Raw genomic sequence first — 24,380 nt, 5'->3', positions numbered from 1 at the left:
TGTGCATAATTTACACACATAATGTGACATGAAGATGAAACGCGGGGAAGAGACAACAGGGACTCTTTCCCTGCGAACGGAAGCCCATTGCAGGGAAAGATTATACCACGATTTTATCAATCGGGAGTAAAGTGACGTAAATGTTGCACCGTGGCCAGCCAGGCGGCGATCCAGCCAATCATGGAACAGACCAGCAGCAGCAACAGGCACTCATCGAACGATAAGCCATTGAGATCAAACTTCGTGCCGAAGACCTGCGCCACTTCAGTCACCGCCGATGATAAACGCATCACCAAAATTTCAGACAATATCAGTGAAAGAAACGCGCCGGAAAAACCGAGCAACGCGCCGCCATAGAGGAACGGACGCAGGATAAAGCCATCGGTCGCGCCAATCAGCTTTTGCACGTTAATGGTGTCGCGACGGGCAAAAATGCTCAGGCGCACGCTGTTGCCGATAACGAGGAAGACCGCCGCGACCATCAGCACGCCAATCATCGCCGACACGCGGCCCACCAGCCCGGTGAGCGCCGCCAGGCGCGCAAACCAGCTATCATCCATGCGGACTTCGTCAATGCCGTTAATCTGCGAGATACGGTCGCGCAGCGTATTAAGCGAGGCGGTACTCTGGAAGTCCAGCTTGGGGATCACCACCGCCACCGCCGGTAGCGGGTTCTCTTCCAGCATGTCCAGCGCGCCGCCAAAACCCGACCAGTTGCGGAATTCTCCCAGCGCGTCCTCACGGGACAGGTAGTTGACCTTCTCAACGCCCTGCTCGGCCTGAAGCTGCCCAACAACCCGTGCCGCCGCGTCATCATCCAGCGTTTTTTGCAGATAAACGGTGATCTGCGGCGACGGATAATACTGAGTCGCCGCCTGGTTGACGTTCTTATAGACCATGTAACAGACGCTGGGCAGCGTCAGGGAGATGGCGATCACCATCACCGTCAGAAACGTCGCCAGCGGTTTGCTTTTCAGATCCTGCAGCGCGCCGTGCCAGGCATAGCGCACCTGTTCATTAAAGACATTTGTTTTACGTGAGTTCGGTTTCGGCGTCGGCTTCTGGCGTCCTGGCGCGTTGCGCCCGCCGCCTGTTCCGCCGCGAGACTTACGCAGTCGATCCAGCCGTCCGCCGAACTGCCTGATTTGGTTAATCGCGTCGCGCCTATTCATTGGCCAGGCCTCCATGCAGATGTCCATCGCTCAGGACGAGCTGCCTATAGGAACGACGGGAGATAAGTCCAATATCGTGCGTCGCCATCAGTACCGTCACCCCTACGCGGTTAAACTCTTCAAACAGACGTAAAATCCCTTCCGACAACGCGTCGTCCAGGTTCCCGGTCGGTTCATCCGCCAGCAATACCGCTGGCTTATTGACCACCGCGCGGGCGATGCCCACGCGCTGTTGTTCGCCTCCGGAGAGTTGAATCGGGAAGTTTCTCGCTTTGTCCAGTAGTCCAACCTTATCCAGCGCCGCCGACACACGACGACGGATATCATCGCCGCTGGCACCGGCAATGATTAACGGTATCGCCACATTGTCATAGACCGTGCGATCCATCAGCAGATGGTGATCCTGGAAAATCATCCCAATCTGGCGGCGCAAAAACGGCACTTCGCGGTTTTTCAGGCGCGTAATATCATGCCCGCTGAAGAAGATTTTGCCGGCGCTGGGCCGCTCAATCCCACAGATTAGCTTCAGCAGGGTACTTTTCCCCGCGCCGGAGTGGCCGGTCAGAAACGCCATCTCGCCTGGCCGCATATGGAATGTCACTCCCTGCAGCGCTTGTCTCCCGCCGAGATAGGCCTTGCTGACATGTTCAAAGCGAATCATTGTTAATCCTCTCGGGCAAAAAGTGCCTCAATAAAATCGTCCGCCTTAAACGGACGCAAATCCTCGATACGTTCGCCCACGCCAATGTAACGGATAGGAATGCCAAACTGGTCAGCTACCGAGAAAATCACCCCGCCTTTCGCCGTACCGTCCAGCTTGGTCAGGGTAATACCGGTTAAGCCTACCGCTTCATGGAACAGTTTGGCCTGGCTTACCGCGTTCTGCCCGGTGCTGGCGTCAATGGTCAGCATAACTTCATGTGGCGCTTCTTCGTCCAGCTTTTTCATGACGCGAACGATTTTTTTCAGCTCTTCCATCAGGTGCGACTTGTTCTGCAGACGCCCTGCCGTATCGGCAATTAACACATCCACATTACGCGCCTTCGCGGCCTGGATTGCGTCAAAAATCACCGAGGCGGAGTCCGCGCCGGTATGCTGGGCGATAACCGGAATGTTGTTACGCTGTCCCCAGACCTGTAGCTGTTCGACCGCCGCCGCGCGGAAAGTATCCCCCGCCGCCAGCATCACTGATTTACCCTGCTGCTCAAACTGGCGCGCCAGTTTACCGATAGTGGTGGTTTTACCCACGCCGTTCACGCCAACCATCAGAATAACAAAAGGCGTTTTACCTTCAATATTAAGCGGTTCGTCTACCTTCGCCAGAATCTCGCCCATCTCGTCTTTCAACAGACCATACAGCGCCTCGGCATCTTTAAGCTGTTTGCGGCTGGCGCCTTCCGTCAGATTAGCGATAATCTTACGCGTGGTTTCCACCCCGACATCAGCGATGAGCAACTGCTCTTCCAGCTCCTCGAACAAATCATCGTCGATTTTCTTGCCGCGGAACAGACTGATAAATCCGGAACCGAGATTTTCTTTGGTTTTCAGCAGGCTGCGTTTCAGGCGGGCAAAGAAACCTTCTTTAGTCGGTTTTTCCTGCTCCTGAACGATCGCTTCCACCGGCGCGTCTTCTTCCGCTGGCGGAACAACCATCACCGCCTCTTCCGCCGCCTGAGCAGCCAGCGCCTGCGCTTCCAGCTCTTCGTCGGTGAATTTCGCCGCGTTTTCACCCTCTTCTTCTACCGCGGCAATGACCTCTACGGTTTCCGCTTCGGCCTGCCACTCTTCCGGCGAGATAGCCTCGTCTTTGACCTCTTCCGGCAGCGGCAATTCCTCGCGTTCCACCGCGATCTGCGGCGCTGCCGTCTCAATGGCCGCCGCGGACTCCGGCTCTACCGGCTGCGGTTTTTCGCTCTCCTGAACTTTCTCAGTAACGTCCACCACCTCTTCCGCAAAGGCTTCGGTTTCTGCTTTGCTGTGCGCGGGCGTTTGCGCGTCTACGTCTGCCGCCGTTTCAACAGGGGGCTCAACCGGTCGTTGTTCCTCAACAATCTGCTGTTCTTCGGTCTGTTCCTGCTTCTGCTCTTTATCACCGAAGCCCAACCAGGAAAAGAAGCCACGTTTTTTCTGTTTTGCCATCTGCGACTACACCCCTCGCGGCGCTATATACATGGAAGCTAAAAAAATGATGAAATAGTCTATCACTTAACTTAATTCACATCACCGCCTGGAATAACTTGCAACAGGCGGTTCGAGCAAGAGAAATGAAAAAACCGACTCACTCTGGCAGCGGCCAAATCCGCATTATTGGCGGGCAATGGCGTGGCCGTAAATTACCGGTTCCGGACAGTCCGGGTCTGCGTCCCACCACCGATCGCGTGCGCGAAACGTTATTTAACTGGCTGGCTCCGGTAATGGTAGACGCCCATTGTCTGGATTGCTTTGCCGGCAGCGGCGCTCTGGGCCTGGAAGCGCTATCGCGTTATGCGGCCCAGGCAACGTTACTGGAAATGGATCGCGCCGTATCGCAGCAGTTGCAAAAAAATCTGGCAACGCTGAAAGCCAACAATGCTCGCGTCGTCAATACCAATACGCTGGCCTTCCTCAGCCAGCCGGGAACGCCGCATCACGTCGTCTTTGTCGACCCGCCGTTTCGTAAAGGGCTGCTGGAAGAGACGTTACAATTGCTGGAAACCCAGGGATGGCTGGCCGACGACGCGCTAATCTACGTAGAAAGCGAGGTGGAAAACGGTCTGCCGCCCGTTCCGGCGAACTGGGCATTGTATAGAGAAAAGGTGGCCGGACAGGTCGCTTATCGTCTGTATCAGCGCGACACGCAAGGAGAAAATGATGTTGATTAATCTGGGCCGCTTATTAATGCTCTTCGTGTGGGCATTTTTGATTCTTAATCTGGTGCATCCCTTCCCGCGCCCGCTCAATATCTTCGTCAACGTGGCGTTGGTGTTCATGGCGCTGATGCACGGTATGCAGTTGGCGTTGCTGAAATCAACGATACCGAAAGAGGGTCCGCAGATGACGACGGGAGAAAAAATCCGCATTTTCCTGTTCGGCGTGTTTGAGCTGCTGGTCTGGCAGAAGAAGTTTAAGAACAAAAAATAACGTTTGCTGCCGGATGACGGTTTATTCGTTATCCGGGGTACGGCTAACAAACCCGACGAACCGCGTTCCCTTATAGCTCAGCGTACCTTTATCGCCCACCGTCAAAGCGTGGTACTGCTGCGCTTGTAAACGGAACGTTTTTTCCAGACCGCCATTGAGCGGCTTAAAACTGACCTCATAGCGCATACTGGTTCCTGCCGGGCTCACTTCCTGCTGGCGAGAGCGTCGGTCGTTAACCGGCTTCTCCCGTTTATTGCTGACCACGACCAGCTTTTGCTGTAACGGCGCCGCCTCATTAGCGGCTTTTTCCCGCCGTTGCTGAACGAAGCGAAACGACGCGGCAACCACGATTAATGCAATGATTATAATGAAGAAAAGCGGTGGCTTACTCATAATGTTAACCTGTCAGAAAATGCGGAAATAAGCATACCCTGCCCGTTATAGTGTTGTCATCTGACCGTCACGGCCTCTACACTGAATAATAGAGCCGCAAGCATACCGTTTGCGAAAAAATAACGAATTCAAGGAATTAAGATGCTTTGGTCGTTTATCGCTGTCTGCCTGTCCGCATGGCTGTATGTGGACGCCTCCTATCGCGGGCCAGCCTGGCAACGCTGGGTTTTTAAGCCCGTCACGCTATTACTGTTGCTATTGCTGGCCTGGCAAGCGCCGATGTTTGACGCCATCAGTTATCTTGTGTTGGCCGGACTGTGCGCCTCGCTGGTCGGCGATGCGTTAACGCTATTACCGCGTCAACGCCTGCTGTACGCCGTCGGGGCATTTTTCTTATCGCATCTGCTCTACACCATTTACTTTGCCAGCCAAATGACGTTGTCGTTCTTCTGGCCGCTGCCGCTGGCGTTACTGATAGTCGGCGCGTTGCTTATCGCCGTTATCTGGACGCGACTGGAGGAGCTACGCTGGCCGGTATGTACTTTTATCGCCATGACGATGGTCATGGTCTGGCTGGCGGGCGAACTGTGGTTCTTCCGTCCAACGGCGCCAGCCCTTTCGGCCTTTACCGGCGCGACGCTGCTGTTTATCGGCAATATCGTCTGGCTGGGTAGCCATTACCGCCGCCGTTTCCGGGCGGATAACGCGATTGCCGCCGCCTGCTACTTTGCAGGACACTTCCTGATTGTTCGCTCGCTGTACCTGTAAATAATAGCGCTTGACTCTGGAGTCGACTCCAGAGTGTATCCTCCGGTTAATGAGAAAATTATCATCAACCGGAGGACGTTATGTCGACCCCTGATACCGATGGCAAAAAAGTCCCACCCTTTACCTCCTTCAGATTAGCCCCGGCAATACAGAAGGCCGATAGCTGCTGCTGCGAAGAACATTGCGCGTCCAGCGCGCCTGTTTCTACTGCCGTGGCAGGCACGCGCTATACCTGGAAAATCTCCGGCATGGACTGCGCCGCCTGCGCCCGAAAAGTGGAGAATGCGGTACGCCAAATTCGCGGCGTCAACCAGGCGCAAGTGCTGTTCGCCACCGAAAAGTTAGTGGTCGATGCCGACGCCGACCTCCGCACGCAAATTGAACGCGCCGTACAGAAGGCGGGTTATACCTTGCGTAGTGAAGATTCGCGCGACGCCGCACCTGAATCTCGTCTTAAAGAGAACCTGCCGCTTATTACGCTGATCATTATGATGGCGATAAGCTGGGGGCTGGAGCAATTTAACCACCCGTTCGGCCAACTGGCCTTTATCGTCACCACTCTGGTCGGTCTGTATCCTATTGCCCGCCAGGCGCTGCGGCTGATGAAAAGCGGCAGTTGGTTCGCTATTGAAACGCTGATGAGCGTCGCCGCCATTGGCGCGTTGTTTATTGGCGCGACGGCGGAGGCGGCAATGGTATTGCTGCTGTTCCTCATCGGCGAGCGCCTGGAAGGATGGGCCGCCAGCCGCGCCCGTAAAGGCGTCAGCGCGTTAATGGCGCTTAAACCGGAAACGGCGACCCGTTTGCGCGACGGCGTGCGGGAAGAGGTCGCTATTAATACCCTGCGACCGGGCGATATTATCGAAGTCGCCGCCGGGGGGCGTTTACCCGCCGACGGTAAACTGGTTTCCGGTTTCGCCAGCTTTGATGAAAGCGCGCTCACCGGCGAGTCTATCCCGGTGGAGCGCGCAACGGGCGACAAAGTCCCGGCAGGCGCGACCAGCGTTGACCGTCTCGTCACCCTGGAGGTGTTATCTGAACCTGGCGCCAGCGCGATTGACCGTATCCTGACGCTGATTGAAAAGGCGGAAGAGCGCCGTGCGCCCATTGAGCGGTTTATTGACCGTTTCAGCCGCATCTATACGCCAGTCATTATGGTCATCGCGCTGCTGGTGACGCTTATTCCGCCGCTGATGTTCGATGGCGGCTGGCAGGAGTGGATTTATAAAGGGCTGACGCTGCTATTAATCGGTTGCCCGTGCGCGCTGGTGATCTCCACGCCCGCGGCCATTACCTCCGGGCTGGCGGCGGCGGCACGGCGCGGCGCATTGATTAAAGGCGGCGCAGCGCTGGAGCAACTGGGCCGTATCACGCAGGTCGCCTTTGATAAAACCGGTACGTTGACCATCGGTAAACCACGGGTGACGGCGATTCATCCGGCAAGCGGTATCAGCGAAGCTGAACTGTTGGCGCTGGCGGCAGCCGTAGAACAAGGCGCTACGCACCCGCTGGCGCAGGCTATTGTCCGCGAAGCGCAGACACGCGATCTGGCGATCCCGACGGCGGAATCGCAGCGAACGCTGGCCGGAACCGGGATTGAAGCGCAGGTTAACGGCGAACGAATTCTGATTTGCGCGGCGGGAAAACAGCCTGCGGCAACGTTTGCCGGGCAAATTAGCGAACTGGAAAACGCCGGGCAGACGGTGGTTCTGGTGCTGCGTAACGAGACCGTACTTGGCGTCCTCGCCCTCCAGGATACGTTGCGTGACGATGCGCGCGACGCCATTCGCGAACTGCATCAGTTAGGCGTTAACGGCGTGATTCTGACCGGCGATAACCCACGGGCGGCGGCAGCGATTGCCGGCGAGCTGGATCTGGCTTTTAAAGCCGGGCTACTGCCGGAAGACAAGGTGCGGGCAGTCACCGCCCTTAACCAACAAGCGCCGCTGGCAATGGTGGGCGACGGCATTAATGATGCGCCCGCGATGAAAGCCGCCAGTATCGGAATTGCGATGGGCAGCGGTACTGACGTCGCGCTGGAAACGGCTGACGCCGCCCTTACTCATAACCGTCTGCGCGGGTTAGCGCAGATGATTACGCTGGCGCGCGCTACCCACGCGAATATCCGGCAGAACATCACCATTGCGCTGGGGCTGAAAGCCATTTTCCTGGTGACGACGCTACTGGGTTTTACCGGGCTATGGCTGGCAATCCTGGCGGATACGGGAGCCACGGTATTGGTGACCGCCAACGCGCTACGTTTGCTGCGTAAAAACTAATCTTCTCCCACCCGGCGGCATGTCGCCGGGTTATCCCGCGATATTCCTTTCTTTGTTCATATTATTCACGCGAAAATTATTTATTTTCTATTACTTATCAAACCATTAATCAGAAATAGCGTGATTTGATGTAAGGTTAATTTTTATCCAACCGATATTGATCATACCGTCTACAAAATAAGGAATGTTAGGCACTATGAAAAATATCAAAGTCATCACCGGCGTTATCGCGACGCTGGGCATATTTAGCGCCTTATTGCTGGTGACAGGAATACTGTTTTATTCCGCCGTCAGCAGCGATCGGCTGAATTTCCAGAATGCGAGCGCGCTGAGTTACCAACAACAGGAACTGGGCGGCAGTTTTCAGACATTGATTGAAACCCGCGTCACCATTAACCGCGTGGCGATACGCATGTTAAAAAATCAGCGCGATCCCGCCTCGCTGGACGCCATGAACACGCTGTTAACCAACGCTGGCGCGTCGCTCAACGAAGCGGAAAAGCATTTCAACAACTACGTGAACTCCGAAGCGATCGCGGGAAAAGATCCGGCGTTGGATGCCCAGGCCGAAGCCAGCTTTAAGCAGATGTATGACGTTTTGCAGCAGTCTATCCACTATCTTAAAGCCGATAATTACGCCGCCTATGGCAACCTTGACGCGCAAAAAGCGCAGGATGACATGGAGCAGGTATATGACCAGTGGCTCTCTCAAAATGCGCAATTAATAAAATTAGCCAGCGATCAGAATCAGAGTGGTTTTACCCAGATGCAATGGACGCTGGGGATAATTCTACTTATCGTGCTCGTCGTGCTGGCGTTTATCTGGCTGGGGCTGCAACGCGTTCTACTCCGCCCGCTGCAACGGATTATGGCGCACATTCAAACTATCGCCGACGGCGATCTTACCCATGAGATAGAGGCCGAAGGACGCAGTGAAATGGGCCAACTGGCCGCCGGTCTTAAAACGATGCAGCAGTCGTTAATCCGTACCGTCAGCGCGGTGCGCGATAACGCGGACTCTATCTATACTGGCGCAGGCGAAATTTCCGCCGGCAGCAGCGACCTCTCTTCCCGTACCGAACAGCAGGCCTCGGCGCTGGAGGAGACCGCCGCCAGCATGGAACAGTTAACCGCCACGGTACGGCAAAACACCGATAACGCACGACAGGCGACGGGTCTGGCGAAAACCGCATCAGAAACCGCGCGTAAAGGAGGACGCGTGGTGGATAACGTAGTGAACACCATGAACGATATCGCCGAAAGCTCGGAAAAAATCGTGGACATCACCAGCGTGATTGACGGTATCGCCTTCCAGACTAATATCCTGGCGCTGAACGCCGCGGTAGAAGCCGCCCGCGCCGGCGAACAGGGGCGAGGATTCGCGGTCGTGGCCGGAGAGGTACGCACGTTGGCCAGCCGTAGCGCGCAGGCCGCCAAAGAGATCAAAGTGCTGATTGAAAACTCCGTGTCGCGCATTGATACCGGCTCTACGCAGGTACGCGAAGCGGGAGAAACCATGAAAGAGATCGTCAACGCCGTGACCCGCGTGACCGATATTATGGGCGAAATCGCCTCTGCCTCCGATGAGCAAAGCAAAGGCATTGAGCAGGTGGCGCAGGCGGTATCGGAAATGGACAGCGTGACGCAGCAAAACGCCTCGCTGGTAGAGGAATCCGCAGCAGCGGCGGCGGCGCTGGAAGATCAGGCTAACGAACTTCGTCAGGCGGTCGCCGCGTTCCGCATCCAGAAACAGCCTCGTCGGGAGGCGTCGCCGACGCCGTTAAGCAAAGGCTTAACGCCACAGCCCGCCACAGAACAGGCGAACTGGGAAAGCTTCTAATCAGAATGTTATCTGCCGTGCGGTTAATGCGCCTTACGCAATAAATAGCGGTACGGCAGACCCTCCGTCTCTTGCGCCAGCAAATCGTGTTCCATAAAGGTACAGAACCCCGGAATATCACGCGTCGTCGCCGGATCGTCGGCGATAATCAGCAATGTTTCGCCAGTTTGCATGTTGCGCACCGTCTTGCGCACCATCATTACCGGTTCAGGGCAACGCAGCCCCAGGGCGTCAAGCGTATGGTCAGGGGAGGAAAACAGATCGCTCATCTTCGTCTCAATGGTAGAAAAACGGCGATATTTTACGCCCATCTTCGTCAGTAAGCCAGGCAGGTTAACGATTGCGTGAAAATTAGCCATTGCAATGCCAGCGCAAAACAGTATTATGCGGCGGTTCTTTATTGGGTTCCCTCACCCCATCCAACAAAAAGGTCACAATATGACTCCGTTTACACAATCACAGCGCATAAAAGCGTTGTTCTGGCTATCGCTATTCCATTTACTGGTGATCATTTCCAGTAACTATCTGGTGCAGCTCCCCATCACTATTTTTGGTTTCCACACGACCTGGGGTGCGTTTAGTTTTCCTTTTATTTTTCTCGCCACCGATCTTACCGTGCGTATTTTTGGCGCACCGCTGGCGCGCCGCATTATCTTCGCCGTCATGATCCCTGCGCTGCTGGTGTCGTATGTGGTGTCATCGCTGTTCTATATGGGTGCCTGGCAAGGTTTCGCCGCGTTGGCGAACTTTAATCTGTTTGTCGCCCGTATCGCCGCCGCCAGCTTTATGGCCTACGCGCTGGGACAGATCCTTGATGTCCATGTGTTTAACCGCCTGCGCCAAAATCGTCGCTGGTGGCTGGCGCCGACCGCGTCAACGCTGTTTGGCAATATCAGCGATACCCTTGCCTTTTTCTTTATTGCGTTCTGGCGAAGCCCGGATGCCTTTATGGCCGGGCACTGGATGGAAATTGCGCTGGTGGATTATTGCTTTAAGGTGCTCATCAGCATTATTTTCTTCCTGCCGATGTACGGCGTTCTACTGAATATACTGCTGAAAAAGCTGGCAGATAAATCTGAAATTTCCCCATTACCGGCAAGTTAAAGGTTCGTTTTCCGAGTTGTGATAAGATGAGCGAATGAGCCGTTATGGCCGTTTATCGAAAGGAAGAAGTCAATGCGCAATTTGGTTAAATATGCCGGTATTGGCCTGCTGGTTATGGGGCTTGCGGCCTGTGATAACAACGATACAAAAGCGTCGGCAGAAAGCGCCGCCGCAGAAAGCCAGGCCTCCGGTCAGCCCATCAGCCTGATGGATGGCAAACTCAGTTTCTCACTGCCGGCGGAGATGACCGATCAAAGCGGTAAGCTGGGCACCCAGGCGAATAATATGCACGTTTATTCTGACCCGACGGGCCAGAAAGCGGTGATTGTTATCGTCGGCGATAATACCGATGAAGCGTTGCCGTTGCTGGCGAACCGCCTGCTTGAGCAACAGCGTAGCCGCGACCCGCAGCTTCAGGTCGTCACCAATAAGTCTATTGAGCTCAAAGGCCATACGTTGCAACAACTGGACAGCATTATCTCCGCGAAGGGCCAGACGGCGTACTCTTCCATCGTGCTGGGCAAAGTGGATAACCAATTGCTGACGATTCAGGTTACGTTGCCTGCGGACAATCAGCAAAAAGCGCAAACCACGGCTGAAAACATCATCAATACGTTGGTTGTTAAATAACCTTTACGACGATGATGCGGCCTCCGGCAGTGCAGACGGAGGCCATTTTTTTAAGCGCCAGGTCAGTAATAGCGCCATCGCTACCAGCCCGGCCGCCGCCAGATAAATCACCGGCACGCCCGCCCAGGTCATCACCAGCCCCGCCAGCGGCCCGGTAACCCCCAAAGACATATCCATAAAGACGGTATAGGTCGCCAGCGCCGCGCCCTGGTTCTGCGGCGGCACGGCTTTGACGGCCACCACGCCCAGCGCCGGAAAGACCAGCGAAAACCCCATCCCCGTGAGTAAAACGCCGATTTTTGCCATCCACGGCATGGCTGCCGTCCCCACCAGTAACAGACCAATAATCTCCACGCCAAAGCAGATCATGGCGACATTCAACCCGCCTAAACGATTGATGCCGTTAGGGAACAGCAAACGCGTGCCGACAAACGCGACGCTAAATAACGTGAGCGCAAAGGCGGCGCCATCCCAACCTTTAGCATCATAAAATAAGGTAATAAACGTCGCGATGACGCCAAACCCTGCCGAGGCCAGCGCCAACGCCATACCATACAGCCAGACACGCCCCAGCACCGCGCGAAACGGCAGCGGCTTGCCTTTGTTCGCCTTCACCGACGGACGTGGAAGCGCTAACAGTATCGCCAACAGCGCCACGCCCATCACCGTTAGCGCCAGCCCCTGTAACCCGCCCCAGGCATAACACAGCACGCCCAGCGGCGCGCCCATCGCCATTGCACCGTAGGTGACGATACCGTTCCAGGAGATGACCCGACCAATATGCAACGACCCGACGACGCCGACGCCCCACAGTGTCGAACCGGTGCCGGCAAAACTTTGCCCAATCCCTAAAATCACACGACCCAGCCCCAGTAGCAACAAACTGATCATCGGCCAGGCGCTGGCGATATCCGCCAGCAGGTAGCCGAGTCCGCTTAAAAAACAGCCGCATAAGCCAAAGACAACGATTTTTTTCGGCCCTAATACATCCGCATACCGCCCGGCATGGGGACGGCTTAACAGAGTGGCGAAGTATTGCAGGCTGATAATAAGCCCCGCCCAGAACGCGCTGAATCCCATCGCATCATGCACATAGCCGGGCAAGACGGCGAGCGGCAGGCCGATGGTCAGGTAGCTGGCAAAGTTAAACATCACAATGGAGACAATACGCAGATTGAGGCGCAATCCGTTTAGCGCCGGTTCAGCGACGGGTTCGGGCATGAGTATCACCGCATTTTTACAACATGTTTTCTTTTCTATCATGGCGCGCGGTGAAAATCAGTAGTGAGATTCAGATTATCGGTATCAGGGCAGCCGCTACACTTAGAAAAAAACACAACAAGGAAAACTTCATGCCAACCGCTCAACCCGACAAAACGGGTATGCATATTCTGCTGAAACTGGCCTCCCTGGTCATTATTCTCGCCGGGATTCATGCCGCGGCGGATATTATTGTACAACTCTTGCTGGCGCTCTTTTTCGCCATTGTTCTTAATCCATTAGTGACCTGGTTTATTCGCCGGGGCGTGAAGCGACCGCTGGCGATTACTATCGTGGTGGTCGTCATGCTGATCGTGCTTACCGCGCTGGTGGGTGTGCTTGCCGCATCGCTTAATGAATTTATCGCTATGCTGCCTAAATACAGCAAGGAACTGACGCGTAAGGTCTTACACCTTCAGGAGTTAATGCCCTTCCTGAATTTACATATGTCGCCGGAACGTATGCTCCGCGGGATGGACTCCGATAAAATCATGCTCTTCACCACAACATTAATGACCGGCGTATCGGGCGCGATGGCAAGCATTGTGCTGCTGGTGATGACCGTGGTTTTTATGTTGTTTGAGGTGCGTCACGTGCCTTATAAATTACGTTTCGCGCTAAACAATCCACAAATCCATATTGCCGGCCTGCACCGCGCCCTGAAAGGCGTCTCGCATTATCTGGCGCTGAAAACGCTGCTCAGTTTATGGACGGGCGCGATTATCTGGCTGGGGCTGGCGTTAATGGGTATTCAGTTTGCGCTAATGTGGGGCGTACTGGCCTTTTTGCTCAATTACGTTCCTAATATCGGCTCGGTGATTTCCGCCGTTCCCCCCATGATTCAGGCGCTGTTATTTAACGGCTTTTACGAGTGCGTACTGGTCGGCGCGCTCTTTTTGGTGGTCCATATGGTGATTGGCAACATTATGGAGCCACGCATGATGGGCCATCGTCTGGGAATGTCCACGCTGGTGGTATTTCTTTCGTTATTGGTCTGGGGATGGCTATTAGGCCCGGTCGGGATGCTCTTGTCCGTTCCTTTGACCAGCGTCTGCAAAATCTGGATGGAAACCACTAAAGGCGGCAGCAAACTGGCGATCTTACTGGGGCCAGGCCGACCGAAAAGCCGTTTACCGGGATGAGGCGACAGATGCTACAATCTCCTCTTCTTCATAGGCAACGTTGGTCCTGATATGTACCAGATCGTTCTGGGAAAAGTGTCAACATTAAGCGCAGGTCAATTGCCCGACGCGTTAATCGCTCAGGCACCGCAGGGCGTTCGCCGGGCAAGCTGGCTGGCCGGGCGCGTGCTGCTTTCCCGTGCGCTCTCGCCGCTACCGGAAATGGTGTATGGCGAACAGGGTAAACCGGCTTTTTCCGCCGGAACGCCGCTGTGGTTTAACCTCAGCCATAGCGGCGACACTATTGCTCTGTTGCTTAGCGACGAAGGTGAAGTCGGCTGCGATATTGAAGTGATCCGCCCGCGCGATAACTGGCGTTCGCTGGCAAATGCGGTATTCAGCCTCGGCGAACATGCTGAAATGGAAGCGGAACGTCCGGAGCGACAACTGGCGGCCTTCTGGCGTATCTGGACGCGTAAAGAAGCCATCGTAAAACAACGCGGCGGCAGCGCCTGGCAAATCGTCAGCGTGGACAGCACGTTGCCCTCTGCCTTGTCGGTCAGCCAGTGTCAGCTCGATACGCTCAGTCTGGCAGTCTGTACCCCCACACCGTTTACGCTGACGCCGCAGACGGTAACGAAAGCGTTATGACACATTAATTTTTCCCTCTGGCGGCGGACGTGTGTTACAAAATGCGGAGCTTCCCATGCGCCGACGCGCCATACCAAAAGGTTTAAGTCAGATGCAACGTGTCACCATCACCCTCGATGACGATTTACTGGAAACGCTGGACAGCCTGAGCCAGCGACGCGGCTATAACAATCGCTCCGAAGCGATCCGTGATATTCTGCGCGGCGCTCTGGCGCAGGAGGCCACCCAGGAACACGGTACACAGGGTTTCGCGGTACTTTCATATGTTTATGAACATGAGAAACGGGATTTAGCCAGCCGCATCGTCTCCACCCAGCATCATCATCATGATTTATCCGTCGCCACGCTGCACGTCCATATCAACCACGATGACTGTCTGGAGATCGCCGTTCTGAAGGGCGATATGGGCGACGTACAGCATTTTGCCGATGATGTTATCGCCCAGCGCGGCGTGCGCCACGGCCACTTGCAGTGCTTGCCGAAAGAAGACTAATGCCGGGGCGCTTCGCTTGCCCGGCCTACGCTCGCACGTCGTCGTTTGTAGGGCGGATGAGGCGCAGCCGCCCTCCGGCAATAATGTTTACGCCATCGTGCCAATCGTTTTTCTGAAGCGTAACAGCGCTATCAGGAAGAACACGCCGCCTATCGCCAGCAGGGTCAGGAACTGCGGCCAGACGATACTCAAACCTGCGCCGCGATAAAGAATCGCCTGGGCAAGACTGACAAAATGCGTCGTCGGCATGGTCAGCATAATATCCTGCACCGCCTGCGGCATACTTTCGCGCGGCGTGGAACCGCCGGAAAGCATTTGTAGCGGCAACAGTACCAGAATCATTAATAACCCCAGCTGCGGCATCGAACGGGCAATGGTGCCCATAAAAATCCCAATTGAAGTGGTAGCGAACAGGCTCAGCGCCACGCCCAACATAAACAATGGGATCGATCCTTCAATCGGTACGCCAAGTACGCCTTTCACCATCAGCATCAAAGACAAACCGGAAACCACCAGCACAACCAGCCCCATCGACCATACTTTCGCCATCATGATCTCAAAGGGCGTGACCGGCATCACCAACAGATGCTCTACCGTGCCGTGTTCTCGCTCGCGGATCAGCGCCGATCCGGTCAGCACTATCGCCAGCATGGTAATGTTGTTGATAATCGCCATCACGCCGCCAAACCACGCCGGGTCCAGATTCGGGTTAAAGCGCATCCGAATCTCCAGCGACACCGGCTGAACGTTATCTCCCCGCGCGCGCGCCACAAAGCTGTTGACCTCGCCGCTAATAATATTCTGGATATAACTGTTGCCGGTAAACGCCTGGCTCATGCGCGTCGCATCGACGTTAACCTGAATATCAGGCTGACGTCCGGCCAGCACATCACGCTGGAAATTCGGCGGAATATTGACCGCAAAGGTATAGCGTCCGGCATCCAGTCCGGCATCCATTTCCGTTGCCGTAATCATCTCCGGCGGCAGAAACCACGGGCGGTAAAAACTATTCACAATACGGTTCGACAACTGTGACTGATCCATATCGGCGATGGCGATAGGGGCAAGATGCAACGAACCGGGCAGGACGGTAGCGGAGGAGTAAACCGAAATCGTAAAGGCGAAGACGATCAGCGCCAGCATCGCTTTGTCGCCCAGCAGACTGCGCAGTTCTTTAACGCCGAGATTATAAATATTACGTAATCCGCGCATTACCCCTCCTGTTTTTTCAGCAGCAGAATGCTCAGACCCATCACCACCGGGACGGCAATCAGTAACGGCATAAATAACGGCCAGAGATCGGACAGATCCAACGCTTTGGAAAACGTCCCACGCGCGATCGTCAGAAAATGGCTGGTCGGGTAGATCTCGCCGATCCATCTTCCCGGTCCTTCCAGCGAAGCCACCGGATCGATCATGCCAGAAAATTGTGTTGCCGGAATGAGGGTAATAATCGACGTCCCAAAAATAGCGGCGATTTGGCTCTTCATAAACGTGGAGATCAGCAGCCCCAGACCGGTGGCGATGATGACGTAAAGCAGCGCCGCGAGGGTAAGCGTGAGAAAGCTGCCTTTCAGCGGCACGCCGAACACAAAGACCGACAGCGCGCACAGTAGCAAAAAGTTCAGCATACCCAGCGCGATATACGGCAGTTGTTTACCCAGCAAAAATTCGCTGCGCGTCGTCGGCGTTACGTACAGATTAATCATCGACCCCAGCTCTTTCTCCCGCACCACGCTCAGGGCGCTAAGCATTGACGGGATCATCATGAGCAGCAGCGGAATGACCGCCGGAACGATAGCGGGCAGACTTTTCACATCCGGATTATAGCGATAGCGCGTTTCAATGTTGAGCAGCCCGGTCTGTTTAACCGGGTTCGGCTGACGACTCGCCGCCTCCTGCAGCCAGCTTTGGTGCATCGCCTGAACGTACCCCTTCACCGTCTCGGCGCGGCTGGGCATAGCGCCATCCACCCAGACGCCAATCTGCGCTGGCGTACCGCGAGCAATATCGCGGCCAAAATTAGGCGGGATCTCAATGGCAACCGCCAACTCTCCCGAACGCATCCGCCGGTCAAGCTCGTCATAGCTGGCGAGCGGCGGCTGTTCGATAAAATAGCGCGATCCCGCCAGATTGAGCGACCATGCCTGGCTGCTGACGGTTTGATCGCGGTCGAGTACGGCAAAACGCAGGTTCTCCACGTCCATACTGATGCCATAGCCCATAATCAGCATCAGAATTACCGTTCCCAGCAGCGCCAGCGTCGAGCGTACCGGATCGCGGCGTAGCTCCAGCGCTTCGCGGCGACTGTAGCTGAACAAACGCCGGAAGCTCAATCCCTGCCGCGACGGTTTACCTGACGCGGCAGGCGTCTGGGATGGCGGTATTGGGGTTTCAGGCGCCGCTCCCGCAGCTTCCTGTAGCCAGGAAATAAACGCCGCTTCCAGATTGGCCGCGCCCCGCTGTTGCACCAATTCCTGCGGCGTCCCGCTGGCGAGCACTTTACCGGCGTGCATCAATGACATTCGGTCGCAACGTTCCGCTTCGTTCATAAAATGGGTCGAGATAAAAATCGTCACCTTATCCTGACGCGAAAGATCGACCATAAGCTGCCAGAACATATCCCTGGCGACCGGATCAACGCCGGACGTTGGCTCATCAAGAATCAGCATTTCCGGGCGATGGATCACCGCTACCGCCAGCGATAAACGCTGGCGGATACCGAGCGGCAACGAAGCGGGGAGCGTATCTTCCACCTCCGTTAGCATAAAGCGTTCGATCATCTGCGCGACGCGCGCCGGGATCTCCGCTGGCGGAATATGAAACAGGCGGGCATGAAGTTCCAGATTCTGCCGCACGGTGAGTTCGTTATAGAGCGAAAAAGCCTGCGACATATACCCGACCCGGCGACGGGTATCGATGTCGTTCGGGTCTACCGGCTGGCCAAATAGCCAGGCCTGGCCTTCGCTGGCGGGAAGCAGACCGGTCAGCATTTTCATGGTGGTCGATTTGCCGCAACCGTTTGAACCGAGGAAGCCAAAAATCTCGCCGCGCGGAATACGGAAATTAACATGGTCAACCGCGACGAACTTACCGAAGCGCATGGTCAGATCTTTCGCCTCAATGGCAATCTCTTCCTGCTCAGCGTGATAGGGGGGGATTACCACTGGCTTATGCGCCTGGCGCTGCGCTTCTGGCAACAGGGCGATAAACGCCTGCTCCAGCGTCGCACTATGGGTTTTTGCCCGCAGTTGCTGCGCGCTGCCGGTTGCCAGTATCTCGCCCGCATTCATCGCCACCAGCCAGTCAAAACGCTCCGCCTCTTCCATATAGGCCGTTGCGACCAACACGCTCATATTGGTCTGCCGTTGGCGGATACTGTCGATTAAGTCCCAGAACTGAGCGCGGGAGAGCGGGTCCACGCCGGTGGTAGGCTCATCAAGAATCAGCAATTCCGGGTCATGAATCAGCGCACAGCACAGCCCCAGCTTTTGTTTCATCCCACCGGACAGCTTCCCGGCAGGACGGTCACGAAACGGCGCCAGGCCGGTGCTGTTCAGCAGCTCGGTAATACGCGCTTCGCGTTCAGCTTTGTCATGACCAAAGAGACGAGCGAAAAAATCGACGTTCTCATAAACCGATAGCGTGTGATAAAGGTTTTTCCCCAGCCCCTGCGGCATCCAGGCGATGCGCGGACAGACGTCGCGGCGATGTTTCGCATCGCGCATATCGCCGCCCAGGACGATAACGTTCCCTTGCTCAATCACCCGCGCGCCAGAAATCAGCGACAGCAGGCTCGACTTACCCACCCCGTCCGGACCAATCAGCCCGACCATACTACGGGCGGGAATGTCCAGCGTGATATTGTTCAGCGCGACCGTTTTTCCGTAATGCTGGCTCACCCCCTCAAGCTGCGCCACGGGAGGAACAGGCACCAGCGTCAGCGACGTCATTGCGACAGCCTCACGCTTAGAGCGTCAGGCCAGGGCACGCGCTCATCCAGACGAACCCAGGCCATTCCCGGCAAACCGGTTTTGACATATTCCAGATGCTGTCGCAGCAGCTCTGGCGGAATACGCGCTTTGACACGGAACATCAGCTTTAACCGTTCATCGTGGGTTTCCACGGTTTTGGGTGTGAACTGCGCCACGCTGGCGACAAAACTGATCGTCGCCGGTATACGCAGATCCGGCGCGGCGTCCAGCACCAGTCGCGCTTCACCGCCGATCTTCAACAACCCCGCCTGTTCGGTCGGCAGGAAAAATGTCATATAAACATCGCTGAGATCGACCATGTTCAACACCCGGCCGCCAGCCGATAACACTTCGCCCGGCTCCGCAACGCGGTACTGCACACGTCCATCGCGCGGCGCTTTTAATTCGCTGTCGTCGATGTCGGCGACAATACGCCGCTCGGTCGCCTGCGCCGCTTCCACGCGCGTTTGCGCCTGGATAATACTGGTACGCGCCGCCTCAATCGCCGCTTTTGCCGCAGATACCTGCGCTTTGGCGGTCTCCAGGGCGGCGCGCGCGCTTTCCGCCGCCGCGCGATCGTCATCTAACTGTTGTACAGATACCGCGCCACGCTGCGACAGCGAACGAGAACGCACGTGACGTTTAGAGACGGAGTCCAGCTCAGCTTCCCGCTGTTTGACGACCGACTGCGCGGCGCGCATTTCACTCTGGCGTTGCTCCAGCAAGGCACGGGCGGCGGCAACTGCGCTCTCGGCCTCTTTAATCTGCGCAATCGCCTCCAGCCGCTGCTCCTGCAATACGCGGGTATCCATTTTCGCCAGCACCTCGCCCTGACGAACGAACTGCCCTTCCGAAACGAGGATGGTATCAATACGCCCGGCAATCTTAGTGGCAATATCCACTTCGGTGGCTTCAATTCTGCCGTTGCTGGCGGCAAACCCCTCCGGTATTCCCGCAGGGCGCAGCATCCACCAGGCTATCGCGGCCACCGCCACAAGAATCCCCGCACCCCACCACACCAGATGACGCTTCATTTTGTCCATAATCGACCCGCCGTAATCCCTGTTGTCTAACCATGCGTGCCACAAAGTCCGCCGGGCGTGCGCTCAGCGGGGGTTTCCATCCGGGATAAGAATGAAAAAAGAAAAGGGGCCAGACGACGAGCAGACGCCAATGAAGCGCTCGCCGTCAAAGGGAGTGAATGATGTAGGTACCCGAAAAAGAGGGAGTAATGTTGTCATCATCAGCGTTCCTGGCCGTAAATGAAACACGCATACTCATAACTGCTATAAATCGATACTAACACCTCTGTCCGGGATGTCTATTCGCTTATTGTTTGTAATGGTATTTAGCGTTTTGCCGCCAAATCCTGCGCGCAGGCCCAGGCGCTCGACCACGCCCACTGGAAGTTATAGCCGCCCAACCAACCGGTGACGTCCATCACTTCGCCGATAAAATAGAGGCCCGGCACGCGGCGCGCTTCCATAGTCCGCGATGATAGCTCGTTTGTATCCACGCCGCCCAGCGTCACTTCCGCTGTCCGATAGCCTTCGGTGCCGTTAGGCTGCACTTGCCAGGCCGTAAGCGTGTCAACCAACGCCTGCTGGTCACGAACGTTCAACTGCCTGAGCGATACATCCGGGATCTGCCCCAACTGTTGTAAACACTCCACCAGCCGTTTCGGCAGATGCATCGCCAGCGTGTTCTTCAGACTCTGGTTCGGGTGCGCGTTACGCTGTTCATTGAGAACGTCTTCCAGCGAGAGGTCCGGCAATAAGTTAATGCTCACTAACTCGCCCGGTTGCCAGTAGCTGGAAATCTGTAAAACGGCGGGGCCGGACAGTCCACGATGGGTAAAAAGTAGGTTTTCCCGAAATACCGTGCCATTGCGGGCGGTAATTACGCAGGGCACAGAGACGCCAGACAGCGTCTGGAGCTGTTCTAACAGCGGCTTATGTAGGGTAAAGGGCACCAGCCCGGCGCGCGTCGGCAACACCTTGAGACCAAACTGTTCGGCGATTTTATAGCCAAACGGCGATGCGCCAAGCCCCGGCATCGACAGGCCGCCACTGGCAATCACCAGCTTTTGCGTAGTCACCGTCTCGCCGTTCAACGCCAGTATGAAACCCGACTCATCACGCTCGACGCTCAATACCTCGCTACGCAGGCGCATCGTTACGCCGCCTTTGTCGCACTCGGCAACCAGCATATCGACAATGCGTTGGGCGGAATCATCGCAAAAAAGCTGTCCCAGCGTTTTCTCATGCCAGGCTATCCCATACCTGCCGACCAGATCGATAAAGTCCCACTGGGTATAGCGGGCTAACGCTGATTTGCAAAAATGGGGGTTCTGGCTCAAATACGCAGCAGGCTCAACATAAAGATTAGTAAAGTTGCAGCGCCCACCGCCGGACATGAGGATTTTACGTCCTGGCTTCTTGCCATTATCGATGAGCAGCACGCGGCTACCCGCCTGTCCTGCCTGCGCGGCGCAAAACATGCCCGCTGCGCCAGCGCCTATAATAACGGCATCAAACCTTTCCACGTCGCCTTCCTCTCTCAAATTCGGGCGTGAATTGTAAAGTTTCCTCAGTGGTCGCACCAGCGCGAAAAGCGCCTGAAAATGGTATTTATCTGAAATATATAAGATAATTCTTTAGTGATATCAAACAAAGCACGAAGTGCATCAAAAAAAGTCTATATTTCACTTTGCCCGCGCCGCCAAAGTCACTGATAATGCGCCGCGTTCATGTCCTCAAAATGGCGTAACGTCCTATGCTACATTTGTTTGCTGGCCTGGATTTACATACCGGGCTTTTATTATTGCTTGCTCTGGCTTTTGTGCTGTTCTACGAAGCGATTAACGGCTTCCATGACACAGCCAATGCAGTCGCAACCGTGATTTACACCCGTGCGATGCGTTCGCAGCTGGCGGTTGTCATGGCGGCGGTGTTTAACTTTTTTGGCGTTTTGCTGGGGGGTCTCAGCGTGGCGTATGCCATTGTGCATATGCTACCGACGGATCTCCTGCTCAACATGGGTTCCGCGCACGGCCTCGCTATGGTCTTTTCCATGTTGCTGGCGGCGATTATCTGGAACCTCGGTACCTGGTATTTCGGGTTGCCGGCGTCCAGTTCCCACACGCTGATTGGCGCCATTATCGGCATCGGTTTAACCAATGCGATGATGACCGGCACGTCAGTGGTGGATGCGCTTAACATCCCGAAAGTTATCAATATTTTCGGTTCACTCATTATTTCCCCTATTGTCGGTCTGGTATTCGCCGGCGGTCTGATTTTCTTGCTGCGCCGCTACTGGAGCGGTACTAAGAAACGCGCCCGTATCCACCTGACGCCAGCCGAACGTGAAAAGAAAGACGGCAAGAAAAAGCCGCCGTTCTGGACGCGTATCGCGCTGATCCTCTCAGCTATCGGCGTGGCGTTTTCGCATGGCGCGAACGATGGTCAGAAAGGCATTGGCCTGGTCATGCTGGTGCTGATTGGCGTCGCGCCTGCGGGTTTCGTGGTCAATATGAATGCCTCCAGCTACGAAATCACCCGTACGCGCGATGCTATCAACAATGTCGAAACGTACTTTGAGCAGCGTCCTGACCTGCTGAAAGCCGTCACCGGCGTTGACCAACTGATTCCCTCTCCGGAGCCGGGCGCGACTGAACCGACTGAATTCCACTGCCATCCGGCTAACACCATTAACGCGCTTAACCGTGCGAAAGGGATGCTGGCAAACGTGGAAAGCTACGACAAGTTAAGCGTTGAACAGCGTAGTCAGTTGCGTCGCATTATGCTGTGCATTTCCGACACGACCGACAAAGTCGTGAAATTGCCTGGCGTAAGCAGCGATGACCAGCGCCTGCTGAAAAAGCTGAAGACCGATATGTTAAGCACCATTGAGTATGCGCCGGTGTGGATCATTATGGCAGTGGCGTTGGCGCTGGGTATTGGTACGATGATCGGCTGGCGTCGCGTGGCGACCACTATCGGCGAGAAAATTGGTAAAAAAGGCATGACGTATGCGCAGGGAATGTCGGCGCAGATGACGGCGGCAGTCTCTATCGGTCTTGCCAGCTACACCGGTATGCCAGTTTCTACCACTCACGTACTCTCCTCTTCAGTGGCGGGAACCATGGTCGTTGATGGCGGCGGGTTGCAGCGTAAAACCGTGACCAGCATTCTGATGGCCTGGGTATTTACGTTACCGGCGGCGATTATTCTTTCCGGCGTGCTGTACTGGCTTTCCCTGAAGATTATTTAAGCCAAATGGGCCGGATAGCGCTGTCGCTAATCCGGCCTGTCAGGATGAAACGACACAGGCCTGATAGGCCGCTACAAGCGGCGTCATCCGGAGGCTTATCTAATACGAGCGGGTCAGGAAACTGGCCCGCTTTTTTTATTCAGTGCCAAATCATGAGCGCAATCAAGCTCACCACCACCAAACCGCATAACGCGCTGGTCAGCAGAAACTGGCGGCGCACGCGTTCACAACGGCGAATAAATTCTTCATCATGATGATCGCGATAGCGCTGAGCGTAGATATACCATACCAGGCGCACCTGTTTGTTGGGCTGACCATGCGTGGTAAAGAAGCCGCCGCCATCGACATATTGATAGAGCAAAGGATCGCAACCACGAAGTACCACTAACAGTGCGCGTAGCGATGAGAAATAGCGCGCCATATTAACAATGCAAACGACACATAAAGCCCAGAATAGTGAGACGGTGCTTATCATATCTCCTCCCCGGCGACCCGCCCACGGAGTTCCTCTCCGGGACTACCGCTCCCCGATACCCTGCCAGACAATCAGTGAAAGAGTACTACGAAAGCCGTCCATATTAACGCTCCGCATTCAAACGGCTCTTATACACATTGTAGGAGATCAGTTAATTTTTTTACCAGAAGGTTAATCACTATCAATGCAATTCACTGAAAATTTTGTTTAACTAGCTGGCAAGCAAGGCAGATTGACGGATTATCCTGGTCGCTATAATGTAAGGATAGTTATGGTAAACTGTTGAGCTAGCCCCGCGCATAGAGTTCGCAGGACGCGGGTGACGCGGCGGCATAAGAAACGCCAGTAGCTCAATGGTCATCGACAACTTATGGAAGGAGTAACACTATGGCTTATAAACACATTCTTATCGCAGTTGATCTCTCCCCGGAAAGTAAAGTTCTGGTTGAAAAAGCGGTCTCTATGGCGCGCCCCTACAACGCGAAAATCTCCCTCATCCACGTTGACGTGAATTATTCAGACCTGTACACCGGCCTGATTGACGTCAATCTGGGCGATATGCAGAAACGTATCTCCGAAGAAACCCACCACGCGCTGACCGAGCTGTCTACCAACGCTGGCTACCCTATCACTGAAACCCTGAGCGGTAGCGGCGATTTGGGCCAGGTGCTGGTTGACGCCATCAAGAAATACGATATGGATCTGGTCGTTTGCGGTCATCACCAGGACTTCTGGAGCAAACTGATGTCTTCTGCGCGCCAGTTGATCAACACCGTTCACGTTGACATGCTGATTGTTCCGCTGCGCGACGAAGAAGAGTAATACTTG

Annotated in this window: 23 protein-coding genes; 12 read left to right on the top strand and 11 right to left on the bottom strand. The window is 55.4% G+C overall.

The genetic code is table 11. The annotated features are described in order from the left end of the window. Window positions 1–116: 116 nt before the first annotated feature. From ftsX to ftsY, 3 genes are read right to left on the bottom strand one after another with little or no spacing between them, the layout of a single operon-like run. Window positions 117–1,172, bottom strand: coding sequence for a permease-like cell division protein FtsX (gene ftsX / locus ACLD4K_RS06950; protein ID WP_001081707.1), 1,056 nt, complete (start codon window positions 1,170–1,172; stop codon window positions 117–119). Then, window positions 1,165–1,833 (bottom strand): cell division ATP-binding protein FtsE, encoded by a 669-nt coding sequence (gene ftsE, locus ACLD4K_RS06945; RefSeq protein WP_000617729.1) that lies wholly within the window; start codon window positions 1,831–1,833, stop codon window positions 1,165–1,167. Before ftsE ends, ftsX begins: the two co-directional genes overlap by 8 nt. A 2-nt stretch (window positions 1,834–1,835) precedes the next feature. Continuing rightward, the gene (ftsY, locus tag ACLD4K_RS06940) at window positions 1,836–3,311 is read right to left on the bottom strand and encodes a signal recognition particle-docking protein FtsY (RefSeq protein ID WP_080205484.1); all 1,476 of its coding nucleotides are present in this window, start codon (window positions 3,309–3,311) and stop codon (window positions 1,836–1,838) included. 125 nt (window positions 3,312–3,436) lie between these two features. On the opposite strand from ftsY, the gene rsmD reads away from it, so the two are divergent. After that, window positions 3,437–4,033, top strand: coding sequence for a 16S rRNA (guanine(966)-N(2))-methyltransferase (gene rsmD, locus ACLD4K_RS06935; protein WP_183059681.1), 597 nt, complete (start codon window positions 3,437–3,439; stop codon window positions 4,031–4,033). Continuing rightward, complete coding sequence (locus ACLD4K_RS06930) at window positions 4,023–4,292, top strand: DUF1145 family protein (protein WP_000906759.1); 270 nt, start codon at window positions 4,023–4,025, stop codon at window positions 4,290–4,292. The genes rsmD and ACLD4K_RS06930 overlap by 11 nt, the downstream gene beginning before the upstream one ends. Window positions 4,293–4,313: 21 nt before the next feature. On the opposite strand, the gene ACLD4K_RS06925 is transcribed toward ACLD4K_RS06930, so the two are convergent. Continuing rightward, window positions 4,314–4,685, bottom strand: a complete 372-nt coding sequence (locus tag ACLD4K_RS06925) for a DUF2500 domain-containing protein (protein ID WP_411011595.1) — start codon at window positions 4,683–4,685, stop codon at window positions 4,314–4,316. Between the two features lie 141 nt (window positions 4,686–4,826). On the opposite strand from ACLD4K_RS06925, the gene ACLD4K_RS06920 reads away from it, so the two are divergent. The 3 genes from ACLD4K_RS06920 (at window position 4,827) to tcp (ending at window position 9,572) form a co-directional block, all read left to right on the top strand. Continuing rightward, window positions 4,827–5,453, top strand: coding sequence for a lysoplasmalogenase (locus ACLD4K_RS06920; RefSeq protein ID WP_183059683.1), 627 nt, complete (start codon window positions 4,827–4,829; stop codon window positions 5,451–5,453). Between the two features lie 80 nt (window positions 5,454–5,533). Further along, window positions 5,534–7,732, top strand: a complete 2,199-nt coding sequence (gene zntA, locus ACLD4K_RS06915; protein ID WP_411011594.1) for a Zn(II)/Cd(II)/Pb(II) translocating P-type ATPase ZntA — start codon at window positions 5,534–5,536, stop codon at window positions 7,730–7,732. A 196-nt stretch (window positions 7,733–7,928) separates the two neighbouring features. After that, on the top strand, window positions 7,929–9,572 hold the full coding sequence (gene tcp, locus ACLD4K_RS06910) for a methyl-accepting chemotaxis citrate transducer (protein WP_183059685.1): 1,644 nt from the start codon (window positions 7,929–7,931) through the stop codon (window positions 9,570–9,572). 23 nt (window positions 9,573–9,595) lie between these two features. On the opposite strand, the gene tusA is transcribed toward tcp, so the two are convergent. Then, on the bottom strand, window positions 9,596–9,841 hold the full coding sequence (gene tusA / locus ACLD4K_RS06905; protein WP_001541054.1) for a sulfurtransferase TusA: 246 nt from the start codon (window positions 9,839–9,841) through the stop codon (window positions 9,596–9,598). 169 nt (window positions 9,842–10,010) lie between these two features. On the opposite strand from tusA, the gene ACLD4K_RS06900 reads away from it, so the two are divergent. Beyond that, complete coding sequence (locus ACLD4K_RS06900; protein ID WP_411011593.1) at window positions 10,011–10,676, top strand: 7-cyano-7-deazaguanine/7-aminomethyl-7-deazaguanine transporter; 666 nt, start codon at window positions 10,011–10,013, stop codon at window positions 10,674–10,676. A gap of 72 nt (window positions 10,677–10,748) precedes the next feature. Then, a complete protein-coding gene (locus ACLD4K_RS06895) occupies window positions 10,749–11,306 on the top strand; it encodes a DcrB family lipoprotein (protein WP_411011592.1) in 558 nt (185 codons plus the stop codon). Between the two features lie 3 nt (window positions 11,307–11,309). On the opposite strand, the gene ACLD4K_RS06890 is transcribed toward ACLD4K_RS06895, so the two are convergent. Next, on the bottom strand, window positions 11,310–12,569 hold the full coding sequence (locus ACLD4K_RS06890) for an MFS transporter (protein ID WP_411011591.1): 1,260 nt from the start codon (window positions 12,567–12,569) through the stop codon (window positions 11,310–11,312). Between the two features lie 89 nt (window positions 12,570–12,658). On the opposite strand from ACLD4K_RS06890, the gene ACLD4K_RS06885 reads away from it, so the two are divergent. The 3 genes from ACLD4K_RS06885 (at window position 12,659) to nikR (ending at window position 14,831) form a co-directional block, all read left to right on the top strand. Continuing rightward, window positions 12,659–13,708, top strand: a complete 1,050-nt coding sequence (locus ACLD4K_RS06885; RefSeq protein WP_411011590.1) for an AI-2E family transporter — start codon at window positions 12,659–12,661, stop codon at window positions 13,706–13,708. Between the two features lie 51 nt (window positions 13,709–13,759). Continuing rightward, window positions 13,760–14,338: a 4'-phosphopantetheinyl transferase AcpT gene (acpT, locus tag ACLD4K_RS06880; protein WP_001649271.1), complete on the top strand. Its 579-nt coding sequence runs from the start codon at window positions 13,760–13,762 to the stop codon at window positions 14,336–14,338. Between the two features lie 91 nt (window positions 14,339–14,429). Beyond that, window positions 14,430–14,831 carry a nickel-responsive transcriptional regulator NikR gene (gene nikR, locus ACLD4K_RS06875; RefSeq protein ID WP_001190057.1) on the top strand — a complete coding sequence of 134 codons (402 nt, stop codon included), beginning with the start codon at window positions 14,430–14,432 and terminating at the stop codon, window positions 14,829–14,831. 87 nt (window positions 14,832–14,918) lie between these two features. Here the strand turns inward: nikR and ACLD4K_RS06870 are convergent, their stop codons facing one another. The 4 genes from ACLD4K_RS06870 to ACLD4K_RS06855 all read right to left on the bottom strand — a co-directional run bounded on the left by ACLD4K_RS06870 (window position 14,919) and on the right by ACLD4K_RS06855 (window position 21,350). Continuing rightward, on the bottom strand, window positions 14,919–16,043 hold the full coding sequence (locus tag ACLD4K_RS06870) for an ABC transporter permease (RefSeq protein ID WP_001214750.1): 1,125 nt from the start codon (window positions 16,041–16,043) through the stop codon (window positions 14,919–14,921). Continuing rightward, window positions 16,043–18,784: a ribosome-associated ATPase/putative transporter RbbA gene (gene rbbA, locus ACLD4K_RS06865; RefSeq protein WP_000202924.1), complete on the bottom strand. Its 2,742-nt coding sequence runs from the start codon at window positions 18,782–18,784 to the stop codon at window positions 16,043–16,045. Before rbbA ends, ACLD4K_RS06870 begins: the two co-directional genes overlap by 1 nt. Continuing rightward, a complete protein-coding gene (locus tag ACLD4K_RS06860) occupies window positions 18,781–19,848 on the bottom strand; it encodes an HlyD family secretion protein (protein ID WP_000359836.1) in 1,068 nt (355 codons plus the stop codon). Before ACLD4K_RS06860 ends, rbbA begins: the two co-directional genes overlap by 4 nt. 305 nt (window positions 19,849–20,153) lie before the next feature. Further along, window positions 20,154–21,350 carry an NAD(P)/FAD-dependent oxidoreductase gene (locus ACLD4K_RS06855; RefSeq protein ID WP_000439228.1) on the bottom strand — a complete coding sequence of 399 codons (1,197 nt, stop codon included), beginning with the start codon at window positions 21,348–21,350 and terminating at the stop codon, window positions 20,154–20,156. 230 nt (window positions 21,351–21,580) lie between these two features. Here ACLD4K_RS06855 and pitA point away from each other — a divergent pair, with 230 nt between their 5' ends. Continuing rightward, window positions 21,581–23,077 (top strand): inorganic phosphate transporter PitA, encoded by a 1,497-nt coding sequence (pitA, locus tag ACLD4K_RS06850; RefSeq protein ID WP_000902764.1) that lies wholly within the window; start codon window positions 21,581–21,583, stop codon window positions 23,075–23,077. 139 nt (window positions 23,078–23,216) lie between these two features. Here the strand turns inward: pitA and uspB are convergent, their stop codons facing one another. Further along, complete coding sequence (gene uspB, locus ACLD4K_RS06845) at window positions 23,217–23,552, bottom strand: universal stress protein UspB (protein ID WP_000626193.1); 336 nt, start codon at window positions 23,550–23,552, stop codon at window positions 23,217–23,219. A gap of 387 nt (window positions 23,553–23,939) precedes the next feature. Here uspB and uspA point away from each other — a divergent pair, with 387 nt between their 5' ends. Beyond that, the gene (gene uspA, locus ACLD4K_RS06840) at window positions 23,940–24,374 is read left to right on the top strand and encodes a universal stress protein UspA (RefSeq protein WP_000323565.1); all 435 of its coding nucleotides are present in this window, start codon (window positions 23,940–23,942) and stop codon (window positions 24,372–24,374) included. Window positions 24,375–24,380 lie beyond the last annotated feature (6 nt).

It is taken from the genome of Salmonella sp. 741265055_HSA (assembly GCF_046569525.1).
GTDB lineage: Bacteria > Pseudomonadota > Gammaproteobacteria > Enterobacterales > Enterobacteriaceae > Salmonella > Salmonella enterica.
The sequence above is the reverse complement of the archived record's forward strand: the minus strand, read 5'-3'. Positions and strand labels throughout refer to the sequence as shown.

Excerpts from the sequence above, each read along its gene's own strand:
- tcp (WP_183059685.1), top strand. The coding sequence starts at position 7,929 with ATGAAAAATATCAAAGTCATCACCGGCGTTATCGCGACGCTGGGCATA.
- ACLD4K_RS06885 (WP_411011590.1), top strand. The coding sequence starts at position 12,659 with ATGCCAACCGCTCAACCCGACAAAACGGGTATGCATATTCTGCTGAAA.
- tusA (WP_001541054.1), bottom strand. The coding sequence starts at position 9,841 with ATGAGCGATCTGTTTTCCTCCCCTGACCATACGCTTGACGCCCTGGGG.
- ftsY (WP_080205484.1), bottom strand. The coding sequence starts at position 3,311 with ATGGCAAAACAGAAAAAACGTGGCTTCTTTTCCTGGTTGGGCTTCGGT.
- ftsX (WP_001081707.1), bottom strand. The coding sequence starts at position 1,172 with ATGAATAGGCGCGACGCGATTAACCAAATCAGGCAGTTCGGCGGACGG.
- pitA (WP_000902764.1), top strand. The coding sequence starts at position 21,581 with ATGCTACATTTGTTTGCTGGCCTGGATTTACATACCGGGCTTTTATTA.
- ACLD4K_RS06930 (WP_000906759.1), top strand. The coding sequence starts at position 4,023 with ATGTTGATTAATCTGGGCCGCTTATTAATGCTCTTCGTGTGGGCATTT.
- rbbA (WP_000202924.1), bottom strand. The coding sequence starts at position 18,784 with ATGACGTCGCTGACGCTGGTGCCTGTTCCTCCCGTGGCGCAGCTTGAG.
- zntA (WP_411011594.1), top strand. The coding sequence starts at position 5,534 with ATGTCGACCCCTGATACCGATGGCAAAAAAGTCCCACCCTTTACCTCC.
- ACLD4K_RS06895 (WP_411011592.1), top strand. The coding sequence starts at position 10,749 with ATGCGCAATTTGGTTAAATATGCCGGTATTGGCCTGCTGGTTATGGGG.
- ACLD4K_RS06890 (WP_411011591.1), bottom strand. The coding sequence starts at position 12,569 with ATGATAGAAAAGAAAACATGTTGTAAAAATGCGGTGATACTCATGCCC.
- ACLD4K_RS06925 (WP_411011595.1), bottom strand. The coding sequence starts at position 4,685 with ATGAGTAAGCCACCGCTTTTCTTCATTATAATCATTGCATTAATCGTG.
- uspA (WP_000323565.1), top strand. The coding sequence starts at position 23,940 with ATGGCTTATAAACACATTCTTATCGCAGTTGATCTCTCCCCGGAAAGT.
- ACLD4K_RS06900 (WP_411011593.1), top strand. The coding sequence starts at position 10,011 with ATGACTCCGTTTACACAATCACAGCGCATAAAAGCGTTGTTCTGGCTA.
- rsmD (WP_183059681.1), top strand. The coding sequence starts at position 3,437 with ATGAAAAAACCGACTCACTCTGGCAGCGGCCAAATCCGCATTATTGGC.
- ACLD4K_RS06870 (WP_001214750.1), bottom strand. The coding sequence starts at position 16,043 with ATGCGCGGATTACGTAATATTTATAATCTCGGCGTTAAAGAACTGCGC.
- nikR (WP_001190057.1), top strand. The coding sequence starts at position 14,430 with ATGCAACGTGTCACCATCACCCTCGATGACGATTTACTGGAAACGCTG.
- ftsE (WP_000617729.1), bottom strand. The coding sequence starts at position 1,833 with ATGATTCGCTTTGAACATGTCAGCAAGGCCTATCTCGGCGGGAGACAA.
- uspB (WP_000626193.1), bottom strand. The coding sequence starts at position 23,552 with ATGATAAGCACCGTCTCACTATTCTGGGCTTTATGTGTCGTTTGCATT.
- ACLD4K_RS06860 (WP_000359836.1), bottom strand. The coding sequence starts at position 19,848 with ATGGACAAAATGAAGCGTCATCTGGTGTGGTGGGGTGCGGGGATTCTT.
- acpT (WP_001649271.1), top strand. The coding sequence starts at position 13,760 with ATGTACCAGATCGTTCTGGGAAAAGTGTCAACATTAAGCGCAGGTCAA.
- ACLD4K_RS06920 (WP_183059683.1), top strand. The coding sequence starts at position 4,827 with ATGCTTTGGTCGTTTATCGCTGTCTGCCTGTCCGCATGGCTGTATGTG.